The organism is Klebsiella variicola, assembly GCF_000828055.2.
Taxonomy (GTDB): Bacteria; Pseudomonadota; Gammaproteobacteria; order Enterobacterales; family Enterobacteriaceae; genus Klebsiella; species Klebsiella variicola.
The window spans coordinates 4920059-4933472 of sequence record NZ_CP010523.2 but is presented as its reverse complement, the minus strand read 5'-3'; the positions used below and the strand labels follow the sequence as shown (position 1 = coordinate 4933472).

Below are 13414 nucleotides of genomic sequence, written 5' to 3'. Positions count from 1 at the left end.
TAGCGCCACCGGGCATCAGACGGCAATCACTCTTCGCCGTTAAAACCCGCACGATTGAGCAGGAACTGCGACAGCAGGGCGACCGGACGACCGGTGGCGCCTTTGGCCTTACCGGAACGCCAGGCGGTACCGGCGATGTCGAGGTGCGCCCAGTTGTACTTACGGGTGAAGCGTGACAGGAAGCAGCCGGCTGTGATCGCGCCGCCAGGACGGCCGCCAATGTTCGCCATATCGGCAAAGTTGGACTCCAGCTGATCCTGGAACTCGTCGGCCAGCGGCAGACGCCAGGCGCGGTCGCCCGCCAGTTCGGAGGCGCCGATCAGCTCATGAGCCAGCGGGTTATGGTTCGACATCAGGCCGGTGATGTGATGGCCGAGGGCAATCACGCAGGCGCCGGTCAGCGTCGCGACGTCGATAACCGCTTCCGGTTCGAAACGCTCAACGTAGGTCAGGACGTCGCACAACACCAGGCGGCCTTCGGCGTCGGTGTTCAGCACTTCCACCGTCTGGCCGGACATGGTGGTCAGAACGTCGCCCGGACGATAGGCGCGACCGCCAGGCATGTTTTCACAGCCCGCCAGCACGCCGATGACGTTCAGCGGCAGCTGCAGCTCGGCAACCATCCGCATCACGCCGTACACCGCCGCGGCGCCGCACATGTCGTACTTCATCTCGTCCATGCCTTCGGCAGGCTTGATGGAGATGCCGCCAGAGTCGAAGGTCAGGCCTTTACCGACCAGCACGATAGGGCGCGCGTCCTCAGACGGGTTGCCTTTATACTCGATGACCGACATCAGCGACTCGTTCTGCGAGCCGTTGCCGACGGCGAGATAGGAGTTCATCCCCAGCTCGCGCATCTGCTGTTCGCCGATCACGCGGGTAATGACGTTCTTGCTGTAGGTATCGGCCAGTTGACGCGCCTGGGAAGCCAGATAGGCGGCGTTACAGATGTTCGGCGGCATGTTGCCAAGATCTTTCGCCGCTTTGATGCCGGCGGCGATCGCCAGGCCATGCTGAATGGCGCGTTCGCCGCTGGTCAGCTCGCGACGGGTCGGCACGTTAAAGACCATTTTACGCAGCGGGCGACGCGGCTCGCTTTTGTTGGTCTTCAACTGATCGAAGCTGTACAGCGTCTCTTTGGCGGTTTCAACGGCCTGGCGAACTTTCCAGTAGTTGTTGCGGCCCTTGACGTGCAGCTCGGTCAGGAAGCAGACGGCTTCCATTGAACCGGTATCATTCAGGGTATTGATGGTTTTCTGGATGACCTGCTTATACTGACGTTCATCCAGCTCGCGCTCTTTGCCGCAGCCAATCAGCAGAATGCGCTCAGACAGAATGTTTGGCACATGGTGCAGCAATAACGTCTGGCCAGGTTTGCCTTCCAGCTCGCCGCGACGCAGCAGGGCGCTGATGTAGCCGTCGCTGATTTTATCGAGTTGTTCGGCGATGGGGGAGAGGCGACGTGGTTCAAAGACGCCGACCACGATACAGGCGCTCCGTTGCTTCTCCGGGCTACCGCTTTTTACACTGAACTCCATGCACTATGCTCCTGAATCTTAAAGACAACAGTGGTGGCTACGGCTATACTCGTCGCCTTTCAAGTTGCAGATGCGCCGGCTGCGCCTGCTTACCTGATGCGGGCCTAACGCGCGCGCCAGGGGTCACAGCCCTGCTGCCTTCTTACAACTCGAAATCCATTGAGTATATAATTGCAAGCTTTCGTAACTCATGTCCGCTGTTGCGGTGACTTCGTGTTAATCTTAACGTTATTAAGGCCTGGGTTCGTCAGAAAAGATCCTGACATGCAGAACCGATGAGTCATTTAATCTTAGCGATGTTTTCAACGACCAAAGAGAATAAATGACGTTTAAGCCATGAAACAAGCAATTTTCCTGCAATAAAACGGGTTTTTACGGGCGTATTTATAGTGATAATCATAAGATATCTGGTTCGTGAGACGCTGAAAAGCCAGTTGGCGATCCTATTCATCCTGTTACTGATTTTCTTTTGTCAGAAATTAGTCAGGATCCTCGGCGCCGCGGTGGATGGCGATATCCCAACCAATCTGGTGCTCTCGCTGTTGGGGCTCGGCATCCCGGAGATGGCGCAGCTTATCCTGCCGTTAAGTTTGTTCCTTGGCCTGCTAATGACCCTGGGCAAGCTGTACACCGAAAGTGAAATTACGGTGATGCACGCCTGCGGTCTGAGCAAAGCCGTGCTGATCAAGGCGGCGATGATCCTCGCGCTGTTCACCGGCGCGGTGGCGGCGGTCAACGTCATGTGGGCGGGGCCGTGGTCGTCGCGCCATCAGGACGAAGTGCTGGCCGAAGCCAAAGCCAACCCCGGCATGGCGGCGCTGGCCCAGGGCCAGTTCCAGCAGGCCAGCGATGGTAACGCGGTGATGTTTATCGAGAGCGTCAACGGCAACCGCTTCCATGACGTCTTCCTTGCCCAGCTGCGTCCGAAAGGCAATGCGCGCCCCTCGGTGGTGGTGGCGGATTCCGGCGAGCTGTCGCAGCAGAAAGACGGCTCGCAGGTCGTGACCCTCAACAAGGGCACCCGCTTTGAAGGCACCGCGATGCTGCGCGATTTCCGCATTACCGACTTCAATAACTATCAGGCCATTATCGGCCACCAGGCAGTGACCTCCGATCCGGACGACACCGAACAGATGGATATGCGCACTCTGTGGCAGACCCATACCGACCGCGCGCGTGCCGAACTGCACTGGCGCTTCACGCTGGTGGCGACCGTCTTCATTATGGCGCTGATGGTGGTGCCGCTCAGCGTGGTGAACCCGCGTCAGGGGCGCGTGCTGTCGATGCTGCCGGCGATGCTGCTTTACCTGGTGTTCTTCCTGCTGCAAACGTCGATTAAGTCGAACGGCGGCAAAGGCAAAATGGACCCGGCTATCTGGATGTGGGCGATTAACCTGCTCTATTTTGCGCTGGCGGTGCTGTTAAACCTGTGGGACACGGTGCCGATGCGCCGCTTCCGCGCCCGTTTTAATAAAGGAGCGGCCTGATGCAGGCGTTTGGCGTACTTGACCGTTATATCGGTAAGACGATTTTCAACACCATCATGATGACCCTGTTCATGCTGGTGTCGCTCTCCGGCATTATCAAGTTTGTCGATCAGCTGAAAAAGTCCGGGCAGGGTAGTTACGATGCGCTGGGCGCTGGTCTCTACACCATCCTCAGCGTGCCGAAGGACATCCAGATCTTCTTCCCGATGGCGGCGCTGCTTGGCGCGTTGCTGGGGCTGGGGATGCTGGCCCAACGCAGCGAGCTGGTGGTGATGCAGGCATCCGGTTTCACCCGGCTGCAGGTGGCGCTGGCGGTAATGAAAACTGCGATCCCGCTGGTGCTGCTGACCATGGCGATCGGCGAGTGGGTGGCGCCCCAGGGCGAGCAAATGGCGCGCAACTACCGCGCCCAGCAGATGTACGGCGGTTCGCTGCTGTCGACTCAGCAAGGGTTGTGGGCGAAAGATGGCCACAACTTTGTCTATATCGAACGCGTGAAAGGCAACGATGAGCTGGGGGGCGTCAGCATCTATGCCTTCAATCCGGAGCGTCGTTTAGAGTCGGTGCGCTATGCCGCCTCGGCAAAGTTCGATAGTGAAAATAAAGTGTGGCGCCTGTCGCAGGTGGATGAATCCAACCTGACCGATCCAAAGCAGGTGACCGGGTCGCAGATGGTGAGCGGCACCTGGAAAACCAACCTCACGCCGGATAAGCTCGGCGTGGTTGCCCTGGATCCGGATGCGCTGTCGATCAGCGGTCTGCACAACTATGTGAAATACCTGAAGTCCAGCGGCCAGGATCCGGGACGCTACCAGCTCAATATGTGGAGCAAAATCTTCCAGCCGCTGTCGGTGGCGGTGATGATGCTGATGGCGCTGTCGTTTATCTTTGGTCCGCTGCGTAGCGTGCCGATGGGCGTGCGGGTGGTGACGGGGATTAGCTTCGGCTTTATCTTCTACGTACTGGATCAGATTTTCGGCCCGCTGACCCTGGTCTACGGCATCCCGCCGATCATCGGCGCGCTGTTGCCGAGCGCCAGCTTCTTCCTGATAAGCCTCTGGCTGATGATGCGCAAGGCCTAGCGGGTAAGCCTGAAACGTAAGCCCCCTCAGCGATGAGGGGGCTTTTTTTTAGCGCTTGCGGCCGCCCAGCAGGCTGCCCAGCATGCCGCGGACGATCTGATTGGTGACCTGGCGAACCGCGCTTTTCGCTGCGGTCTGCACGATACCGTCGCGTTTACCGCCGCGCGGGCCGGTGCTGCCGAACAGGATATCTTTCAGGCCGCCGAGCAGCCCGTCGTCATCGCCGCTCTGCTGGCCCTTCGCCGGCGGGGCCGACTGCTGCCCGGTGGCGACCTGCACCCCTTGCTGCAGCATCTCGAAGGCCGACTCGCGGTCCACCTCCTCCTCATACTTGCCGTACAGCGGCGAGTGGTTCAGCAGGCCATTGCGTTCGTCATCGCTGACCGGTCCCATCCGCGAGCAGGGAGCGATCACCATCGCCCGCTCGACCACCGACGGGCTGCCTTTCTCATCGAGGAAGGAGATCAGCGCCTCGCCGGTGCCCAGCTCCTGGATCGCCTGCTCGGTACTGAAGGCCGGATTGGCGCGCATGGTCTGGGCGGCGGTTTTCACCGCCTTCTGGTCCTTTGGCGTAAAGGCGCGCAGGGCATGCTGTACGCGGTTGCCCAGCTGGCCGAGCACCGCGTCGGGAATATCCGCCGGGTTCTGCGAGACAAAGTAGACGCCGACGCCCTTGGAGCGGATAAGGCGGATCACCTGCTCGATTTTATCCAGCAGCACCTGCGGCGCGTCGTTGAACAGCAGATGTGCCTCATCGAAGAAAAACACCAGTTTGGGCTTGTCGAGATCGCCCGCCTCCGGCAGACGCTCGTAAAGCTCGGAAAGCATCCACAGCAGGCTGGCGGCGTAGAGCTTCGGCATCTGGTAGAGCTTTTCGGCGCTGAGGATATTGATCACCCCTTTACCAGTGGCATCGACGCGCATCCAGTCGGCGATATCCAGCATCGGCTCGCCGAAGAAGTGCTCGGCGCCCTGTTGCTCCAGGGTTAACAGCCCGCGCTGGATGGCGCCGATCGAGGCGCTGCTGATATTGCCGTACTGATTCTGGAACGCTTTGGCGTTGTCGCCGATAAACTGGGTGATGGCGCGGAGATCTTTGAAGTCGAGCAGCAGCAGGCCGCGGTCGTCCGCGATGCGAAAAATAATGTTCAGCACGCCGCTCTGCACCTCGTTGAGATTGAGCAGGCGCGCCAGCAGCAGGGGGCCAAGATCGGAGACCGTCGCCCGAACCGGGTGACCCTTCTCGCCAAAGATATCCCAGAGCACCACCGGGTTGGCGTGCGGCTCCCAGTCGCTGACGCCGATCTTCTCTAGCCGCGCCTGCAGTTTCTCTGAGCTCTGCCCCGCGGCGGCAATGCCGGTCAGGTCGCCCTTGACGTCCGCCATAAATACCGGCACGCCAATCTCCGAGAACGACTCAGCCAGCTTTTGCAGGGTGACGGTTTTACCGGTGCCGGTCGCACCGGTGATCAGCCCATGGCGGTTGGCCATCGCGGGCAGCAAATACAGCGCGTTATCCAGCGTGCGCGCAATCAACAAGGGTGAGCTCATGATCGATTCCTCCATTTATCCTGCGACGATTATAGGCAACCTCGTCGTCCGGCGTTGGGAAAATCGTCACGCGCCGCGCACGCTGTCCAGAGCAGGCTTCAGGCGCAGTGGCGCTGGATAAGCGCGATGCTCTGCTCAATTTCGCGCTCGATATCCGCTTCGCTCCACTGCGCCAGCTCAGGTGCGAAGGGTTCAAAAGCGTATACCCCTTGATAGCCGCGGGCTTCCAGCGCTTTAACCTGCTCGCAGGTGCCGAGACGATCCTGCGGGGTCAGCATGATGCGCTCGGCATCGGTGAGCTGCTCGCTCGGACGGGTATCGTCCACCCCGGAGAGGTGCACCAGACCGATGTCCGCCACCTCCACCTGGCTGAACTCGTCCGCCGCCTGGGGGTAGAGATGGTGATGGAAGGTGTCGATCAGCAGCTTAAACGGCACGCGGGCGTCGTGGATCAGCGTCTGCGCCTGGAGTGCCGAACGCAGCGAGCTTTGCGGGAAGCCCAGCGGCTCCACCAGGCCGTGGATGCCGTAGAAGGCGAACAGTGGCGCCAGGTCGCGCAGGGCGCTCAGGGTTTCGCTGGCCGGCTCTTCGCTGCCGTCGTTGAGCGGACAGAGCACCAGCGATTTGGCGCCGATGGCCTGGGCCTCTTTCAGCAGCGATTCGGTCAGCTGCCGCACCTCTTCGCTACGACGGTTAAAGGGGTAGACCGCGTTAATCGTCAGGATCTCGATGTGGTAGCGCGCCGCCAGCTCGCGCACCTGCTGATGACTCAGATCGTCGGTCACTTTTCCGCTGGGTAAATCGTTGCGCAGCTCGACCTTATTCAGGCCCAGACGGTTCACCAGACGGAAAAACGCTTCAATGCTGAGCGCTGGCGCGATTTTGCGGTTAATACAAAAACGTTGCATTGCGATGGCCATAGGACACTCCTGACGGAAGAGGGGGTAGGTTCGTTCAATTGGCTAACAGTCAAAACGTTTATTCCAAAATTAGCAAGAATGGAAATGATGAATGTTTGAGCTGTCTCGCAAAATATCACTGGCCCCGACTACGGAGGCGACAGCGGCGGGAAGCCTGGCGTCGAGAGACAACGAGGCGCGATGCGGGCAACGCACAGGCAATCCGTCAGCGCAAAATGCGACTGTTATCACCAAAATGAAATTTCATTTCACGACAATGTTGAAATATAAATTTCATTTTACTACGGTTATAGCACAACAGAATCAGCGACGGGCCGGTGTGCGCTGGCCCCCTTCACTATGAGGCGAGAACATGACGATCACAGGAAACTTTATTGGCGGGAAAACCGTTATCAGCAGCAGCAACGAAACGATGCCGGTATACGACCCGGCGACGGGCAAAGCGGTGCGCGAAGTCACGGTGTCAACCGCGCAGGAAGTCTCCGAGGCGATTCAGGTTGCTCGCGATGCGTTTGACAGCTGGTCCCGTACCACGCCGCTGCGCCGCGCCCGCGTGCTGTTCAACTTCAAAATGTTGCTGGAGCAGCACGTGGAAGAGCTGGCGGGGATCATCGTCAGCGAGCACGGCAAAGTGTGGTCGGATGCGCTGGGCGAGCTGACCCGCGGCATGGAAGTGGTCGAATTCGCCTGCGGGATCCCGCACCTGATTAAAGGCGAATACTCCTCTGACGTCGGCACCGGCGTCGACAGCTATTCGCTGATGCAGCCCCTGGGCGTAGTGGCCGGGATCACCCCGTTCAACTTCCCGGCGATGGTGCCGATGTGGATGTTCCCGCTGGCGCTGGCCTGCGGCAACAGTTTCGTCCTCAAGCCGCCGGCGCTGGCGCCGACGGCCGCCGTGCGTCTGGCAGAGCTGCTGAAAGAGGCCGGTCTGCCGGACGGCGTGTTTAACGTCGTGCACTGCAGCAATGAAGATGCTGAGCAGCTATACACTGACCCGCGTATTGCGGCGGTGAGCTTCGTCGGCTCCTCCGGCGTGGCGGAGTATATCTACAAGACCGCCAGCGCCCACGGCAAGCGCGTACAGGCCTTCGGCGCCGCCAAGAACCACGCGATTGTGATGCCGGATGCCGATCTCGACGCCACCGTTAACGCCATTATGGGCGGCGCTTTTGGCTCCGCAGGCGAGCGCTGCATGGCGCTGCCGGTGGTGGTGGCGGTGGGAGATGAAACCGCCGACAAACTGATCGCCCGCCTGAAGCCGCTGGTGGAAGCGCTGAAAGTGGGGCCGGGCTGCATGCGCGGCCAGGAAGAGAACGAGATGGGACCAGTGGTGTCTGATACCCACCAGAAAAAAGTGCTCGGCTATATTGATAAAGGCGAAAGCGAAGGGGCAAAACTGGTGGTCGATGGCCGCAAACTGCGCGTGCCGGGTTACGACGCGGGCTATTATGTCGGCGGCACCCTGTTCGATCACGTCACCCCGGAGATGACCATCTGGCGCGAAGAGATCTTTGGACCAGTGCTGGGGATTGTGCGCGCGGCGGACTATGACAGCGCCCTGGAGCTGGTCAACAGCCACGAGTTTGGCAACGGCAGCGCCGTTTTCACCAGCAACGGCCACACCGCGCGTGAATTTGTCCACGACGTGCAGGCGGGGATGGTTGGGGTGAACGTGCCGGTCCCGGTGCCGATGGCGTTCCACAGCTTCGGCGGCTGGAAGCGCTCGGTGTTTGGCGCGTTGAACGTCCACGGGCCGGACGGCGTGCGCTTCTACACGCGCATGAAGACCGCCACCGTACGCTGGCCGGCAGGGCAGCAGACCGTATCTGAATTCAGCATGCCGACATTAGGTTAATCGGCGAAGGAGAGCGCCATGTCGTTACTGGCTAAATCGCGAAAAGAGGGACAGATCCAGCATATTACGCCGCAAAGCGCCGGTTGGCGCTATATCGGCTTTGATGTCTGGATGGTGAAAAAAGGGCAGACCGTGACGCTGGAGAGCGGCGATCGCGAGCTGTGCCTGGTGCTGGTCGCCGGGCTGGCGTCGGTGAAAACGCAGCATGCCGATTTCCCGAATCTCGGTAAACGGATGTCGCCGTTTGAACGCACCCCGCCGTGGTCGGTCTACGTGCCGCCACAGGATAAAGTCGAGGTAACCGCCGATTCCGATCTGGAGCTGGCGGTATGCAGCGCGCCGGGCAAAGGCCGCTTCCCGGCACGCCTCATTCGGCCGGAAGACGTCGGCGTAGAGCATCGCGGGAAAGGGCGCAACCAGCGCCGGGTGCATAATATTCTGCCGGACAGCGCCGAGGCGGACTGCCTGCTGGTGGTGGAGGTGTACACCGACGAGGGTGCCACCAGTTCGTGGCCGTCGCATAAGCATGATACCGCCCAGCCGGGCAAAGAGACGCAGCTGGAAGAGACCTACTACCACCGCTTCGATCCGCCGCAGGGCTTTGCCTTCCAGCGGGTCTACACCGATGACCGCAGCCTGGACGCCTGTATGGCGCCCTACAACCACGATGTGGTGATGGTGCCGCGTGGTTACCACCCGGTGGCGGCGATTGCCGGTTACGACAGCTACTATCTGAACGTGATGGCCGGGCCGGATCGGAAATGGTTGTTCACCTGGGAAGATGACCACGCCTGGATCAACACGCCGGAGTACCCGCGCCACGACTGACGCGCCGTGCAGAAGCGGATACAAAAGGCCGGTTAGCGATGCTAACCGGCCTTCTTGTTTGAGGGCGGCAGGTGTTTTTTAGCGAAACGCTCCGCGGAATCCCACTCCCCGACCCGGCAAGCGCAGCGCCGCCGGGCAGGAACCTCCGGCACCGTACCCGTCTCGTGCCGGATGGCGCTACACTTATCCGGCCTACGGCATCCTCCCGTGAGCCCCTATACCTCAGGCCTGCAAGCGCAACGCCGCCGGGCAGGGCATCCCCGGCGCCATACCCGTCTTGTGCCGGATGGCGCTACGCTTATCCGGCCTACGGTATCCTCACGTGAGCTCATATATCGTAGGCCCGGCAAGCGCAGCGCCGCCGGGCGATGACCGCGGGCACGGAGCCGCTTTTATGCCGGGCGGCGGCTCACGCCTTGCCCGTCCAGGGGGTCGTGCGACCTGCCGTTGATTGACCCACTTGTGCGACTGAAACTGCCGGTGCTGACGGCCTCAAAATCGCTGAGACGTTCCCGGAAGGCCGGGGCAGCCCGCATGGATGCGGGCTGAGGGCCGTGTTTTGCACGGACGCTGCCTCGGCCCGACCCGAAGCCTGCAGGGATAAGTCGAAGGTACCACGCAGTGGCGATTTTGCTGGCCGGAGCCCGGGGGTACAGGGGGCGGCGGCGACTGGCCGCCCCCTGTGCGCTCCCTGCGCCATGCCAGGCATAACGCAGACGATTAACCGGGAGCGCAATGTGCGCTGAAATCACATGCGACAAACGCTTTTCCCGGATTAATAAAGTTGCATACCAATAACATTATCTCCGGCGACCCGCAGGCGCACATATCCCAGGCCCGGCCAGCGCAGCGCCGCCGGGCAGGACACCTCCGGCACCATACCCGCCTTTGTGCCGGATGGCGCTACGCTTATCCGGCCTACGAGATCCTCCCGCAGGCTTATACGACTCCGCCGGGCAACTAACGCCAGGCGGCTTATCTCACGCCTTCTGCTTGGCCTCGGACTCCTGGCTGCTGTTCAGCGCCAGCGAAACCGCCAACGTCTGGGCCAGACACAGGGAAGCAACCTGCGAGCGGAAGCCATCCACCTGCGCTTCACGCACCACAAAGCAGACATCGCTGAAGGCCGCCAGCGGGCTGACCTGGCTGTCGGTAATCGCGATCTGTCGCGCTTTGCGCTGCGCGCCCAGCTCCACCAGCTCGACCACTTCCCGGGCGTACGGCGAGAAGCTCACCGCCACCACCACGTCTTTCGGGCCGACCAGACTCAGCTGCTCGGTGAACATGCCGCCGAGGCCGTCGATCAGAAAGGCTTTGCGATCGAGGTGGCGCAGCGCATAGGTCAGATAGGAGGCGACGCTGAACGACCGGCGCAGGCCAATGACGTAGATATTTTCCGCTTCGCCCAGCAGGGCCACCGCGCGCTCCAGATCATCGCTGGAGGTCTGCATCGCCAGCTGCTGCAGCGCCTGGTTGTTCACCATCGTGAACATATTGAGGATTTCCGTCGGCGTTTCCGGCGGGCTGGACTCATCGCTGGTAGTCTGGCGGAACAGACGGGCGCGCTCGGTATAGTTGGCGGTCTCTTCCATCAAATGTTGCTTGAACATCTGTTTCATTTCGTTAAAGCCGCTGAAGCCGAAGGCGTTGGCAAAACGAATCAACGTGGAAGGGGGAACATCCGCCTGTTGCGCAATGGAGGCCACGGTATCGAAAGCCACGCTATTGCTGTTATCAAGGATATAGCGGGCGACCTGTTTCAGGCGTTTGCTTAACGTATCGTAGCGACGCCTGATTTCATCCTGCAGGATGGTCAGCTGTGTTGGGTTATTGGCCATAGAGTGCGCTCTGAGAAAATGGAAGGAATATGGCTTCCAGTGTACCAAATGAAGCGAATTTTTCATTTATTGCGACGAAATACGCGATTCATTTCACGAAGAAACAGAAAAACGCCCGCTCCGCAAGGTGACGGAGACGGGCGTAGGGGGATCAGCGGCGGGCTTCGCGCCAGTAGCCAATAAGCGTCAGGTAGTTGCGTTTCACTTCCTCTATCAGGGCCTCATCGCTGAGCTCACCCTGCATCCAGCGCCGCGACGGCTGGCCAAAGATGGTGCGCCCAACGGCGAAACCTTTGATCATCGGGTGTGCGGCCGCCTCGGCGAAACCGGCGCGCAGTTTGTCGGAAGGCGCGTCGAGGCCGAGGATCAGGATCCCGCGGCTCCACGGATCTTCGCGCTCGATAAGGGCGGTGATCTGCTGCCAGCTGGCGCTGGAGAGCGGCGGCAGCTTCCACCAGTCCGGCTTGATCCCCAGCTGATAGAAGTGTTCCAGCATGGTGTGGTAATGGCGCTCGTCTTTGTCCGGGCCATTTTCCGGCAGGATCACCTCCAGCAGCAGCTCATGGCCTGACTTGTTACAGGCCTGCCACACCTCGAGCAGCAGGGCGTCCTGCTCTTCACGCAGCGCCGCCGGGTCGGCAGGATGATAGAAGACCAGGCATTTGACGACATGCTCCAGCGGCCAGTCGATCAGCTGCGAGCCGATGTTGCCATGCTCCAGACGCAGCGGTCGCGAGCTGGGCAGCTCGATGGGGCGGCCGATCCACCAGCCCTTGCCGGTAATGGCGTTCAGCGCACGCTGGCCATAGGTGCCGTCGGCCAGAATGCCGCTGCGCTGATCGAGACCCGCCTCCTGCGCCGCCGCTTCGGCCGCGGCTAACAACAACAGCTTGAGCTGCGGAATGCAGGCTTCATCGCGCCCGGTCTCCCGTGCCAGGTCGGCCAGCTGTTTGCGATGGTCGAAGGCGAAAATGCACAGCTCCGGCCACTGCTGACGGCGGCTGGTGACCCGGTGCAGGTGGTTGAGGCGCTCGTCGACGTCCGGGCGCGGCACCGATTCGGCGCGCAGCAGGTAGTCATCGAGTTCGACTTTGGTCGGCATCGCCGGCGCGCAGCCGTGGCGGGAAACCACCAGCGCGCCGCAGGCGTTGGCGTAACGGCAAGCCTGCTCCCAGCCTTCGTCGTTGAGCCAGCCGCGCAGCAGGCCCGACATAAAGGCATCCCCGGCGCCCAGCACGTTGAGAACCTCCACGCGCACGCCCTGCTGCAGCGGCACCTGGTCCCAGCTGTCCGGGATGTCGCCTTCCAGCACTACGCAGCCCATCGGCCCGCGCTTACACACGAGGGTGGCTTTGGTGGCATTGCGCACATTTTTCAGCGCGGTCAGGGTATCGGTGCTGCCCCCGGCAATATGAAACTCTTCTTCGGTTCCCACCACCAAATCGAACAGATGCAGCACTTCCTGCAGCTGGCTGGTGACCGGCCCGGACTCAATGAAACGGGTTTCGCCATCGCCGAGCGAGGTGAGCCCCCACAGCACCGGACGGTAATCGATATCCAGCGCGGTACGCAGGCCGTGACGGCGAGCGTATTCCAGCGCCTTCAGCACCGCGGCGCGAGTGTTGGCGTGCGACAGGTGGGTGCCAGTCACCGCCAGCGCCCGGGAGGAGGCAATATACTCCTCGCTGATGTCATCAGGCGTTAAGGCCATATCGGCGCAGTTATCACGGTAGAAAATCAGAGGGAAGGTCTCCTGATCCTTAATCCCCAGCATCACCAGCGCGGTCAGGCGGGATTTGTCGGTGATCAGATACTCGGTATCCACCCCGGCGCGGTTGAGCGTTTCACGCAGGAAACGGCCGTTGTGTTCATCGCCAACGCGCGCCAGCATGGCCGATTTCAGCCCCTGAATCGCGGTGCCAAAGGCCACGTTGCCGGAGGAGCCGCCCAGATATTTCGCGAAACTGGCAACGTCTTCTAGCCGCGAACCGATCTGCTGGGCATAGAGGTCGACGGCCACCCGACCTATACAGATGACGTCGAGCCGCTTTACTGCTGCATTCATAGCTAGGATTTCCTTTTTGGTGTCTGCTGCCTGGAAGGGTCGGGATCCCGACGTCGACTCCGTGAACAGCCTGAGGGTTATTGGTTACCCTTAGTTTGAGAAATAAATATTTCATTTGCAAACTCGTTCGAAATTAAAAAACCAAAAGTGTGAGGGATCTACCACTCTGCCGCACTGAGCCTCGCGCGAGCGTGGATCGGCCCCTCTGTCGCCCCAGGGGAAAGTGAAACGCCGGAAGCTGTTTCTT

General features: G+C 60.8%; 9 protein-coding genes. 4 read left to right on the top strand and 5 right to left on the bottom strand.

All coding sequences use genetic code 11. The features are described 5' to 3' along the window. Positions 1–26 precede the first annotated feature (26 nt). Positions 27–1538 (bottom strand): leucyl aminopeptidase, encoded by a 1512-nt coding sequence (gene pepA, locus SP68_RS23035; RefSeq protein WP_008807121.1) that lies wholly within the window; start codon positions 1536–1538, stop codon positions 27–29. A 389-nt stretch (positions 1539–1927) separates the two neighbouring features. Here pepA and lptF point away from each other — a divergent pair, with 389 nt between their 5' ends. Together lptF and lptG are read left to right on the top strand one after the other, a co-directional pair. Beyond that, the gene (lptF, locus tag SP68_RS23030) at positions 1928–3025 is read left to right on the top strand and encodes an LPS export ABC transporter permease LptF (protein WP_012969078.1); all 1098 of its coding nucleotides are present in this window, start codon (positions 1928–1930) and stop codon (positions 3023–3025) included. Then, complete coding sequence (gene lptG / locus SP68_RS23025) at positions 3025–4107, top strand: LPS export ABC transporter permease LptG (protein ID WP_008807120.1); 1083 nt, start codon at positions 3025–3027, stop codon at positions 4105–4107. The genes lptF and lptG overlap by 1 nt, the downstream gene beginning before the upstream one ends. A gap of 48 nt (positions 4108–4155) precedes the next feature. Here lptG and SP68_RS23020 read toward each other — a convergent pair whose 3' ends face one another. Beyond that, positions 4156–5658, bottom strand: coding sequence for a helicase HerA-like C-terminal domain-containing protein (locus SP68_RS23020; protein ID WP_025714859.1), 1503 nt, complete (start codon positions 5656–5658; stop codon positions 4156–4158). Between the two features lie 98 nt (positions 5659–5756). After that, entirely contained in the window at positions 5757–6578 is an 822-nt protein-coding gene (locus SP68_RS23015; protein WP_040972614.1) for a TIM barrel protein, read from the bottom strand. Positions 6579–6930: 352 nt separating this feature from the next. On the opposite strand from SP68_RS23015, the gene SP68_RS23010 reads away from it, so the two are divergent. Both SP68_RS23010 and iolB read left to right on the top strand, forming a co-directional pair. Next, the gene (locus SP68_RS23010; RefSeq protein WP_004146794.1) at positions 6931–8436 is read left to right on the top strand and encodes a CoA-acylating methylmalonate-semialdehyde dehydrogenase; all 1506 of its coding nucleotides are present in this window, start codon (positions 6931–6933) and stop codon (positions 8434–8436) included. Between the two features lie 18 nt (positions 8437–8454). Next, positions 8455–9264: a 5-deoxy-glucuronate isomerase gene (iolB, locus tag SP68_RS23005; RefSeq protein ID WP_040972619.1), complete on the top strand. Its 810-nt coding sequence runs from the start codon at positions 8455–8457 to the stop codon at positions 9262–9264. A 980-nt stretch (positions 9265–10244) separates the two neighbouring features. Here iolB and SP68_RS23000 read toward each other — a convergent pair. Together SP68_RS23000 and SP68_RS22995 are read right to left on the bottom strand one after the other, a co-directional pair. Then, positions 10245–11102 carry a MurR/RpiR family transcriptional regulator gene (locus SP68_RS23000; RefSeq protein ID WP_004152190.1) on the bottom strand — a complete coding sequence of 286 codons (858 nt, stop codon included), beginning with the start codon at positions 11100–11102 and terminating at the stop codon, positions 10245–10247. A 151-nt stretch (positions 11103–11253) separates the two neighbouring features. Continuing rightward, positions 11254–13167 carry a bifunctional 5-dehydro-2-deoxygluconokinase/5-dehydro-2-deoxyphosphogluconate aldolase gene (locus SP68_RS22995; RefSeq protein WP_012969075.1) on the bottom strand — a complete coding sequence of 638 codons (1914 nt, stop codon included), beginning with the start codon at positions 13165–13167 and terminating at the stop codon, positions 11254–11256. Positions 13168–13414 lie beyond the last annotated feature (247 nt).

Excerpts from the sequence above, each read along its gene's own strand:
- SP68_RS23020 (WP_025714859.1), bottom strand. The coding sequence starts at position 5,658 with ATGAGCTCACCCTTGTTGATTGCGCGCACGCTGGATAACGCGCTGTAT.
- SP68_RS23010 (WP_004146794.1), top strand. The coding sequence starts at position 6,931 with ATGACGATCACAGGAAACTTTATTGGCGGGAAAACCGTTATCAGCAGC.
- SP68_RS23015 (WP_040972614.1), bottom strand. The coding sequence starts at position 6,578 with ATGGCCATCGCAATGCAACGTTTTTGTATTAACCGCAAAATCGCGCCA.
- lptG (WP_008807120.1), top strand. The coding sequence starts at position 3,025 with ATGCAGGCGTTTGGCGTACTTGACCGTTATATCGGTAAGACGATTTTC.
- iolB (WP_040972619.1), top strand. The coding sequence starts at position 8,455 with ATGTCGTTACTGGCTAAATCGCGAAAAGAGGGACAGATCCAGCATATT.
- pepA (WP_008807121.1), bottom strand. The coding sequence starts at position 1,538 with ATGGAGTTCAGTGTAAAAAGCGGTAGCCCGGAGAAGCAACGGAGCGCC.
- SP68_RS23000 (WP_004152190.1), bottom strand. The coding sequence starts at position 11,102 with ATGGCCAATAACCCAACACAGCTGACCATCCTGCAGGATGAAATCAGG.
- SP68_RS22995 (WP_012969075.1), bottom strand. The coding sequence starts at position 13,167 with ATGAATGCAGCAGTAAAGCGGCTCGACGTCATCTGTATAGGTCGGGTG.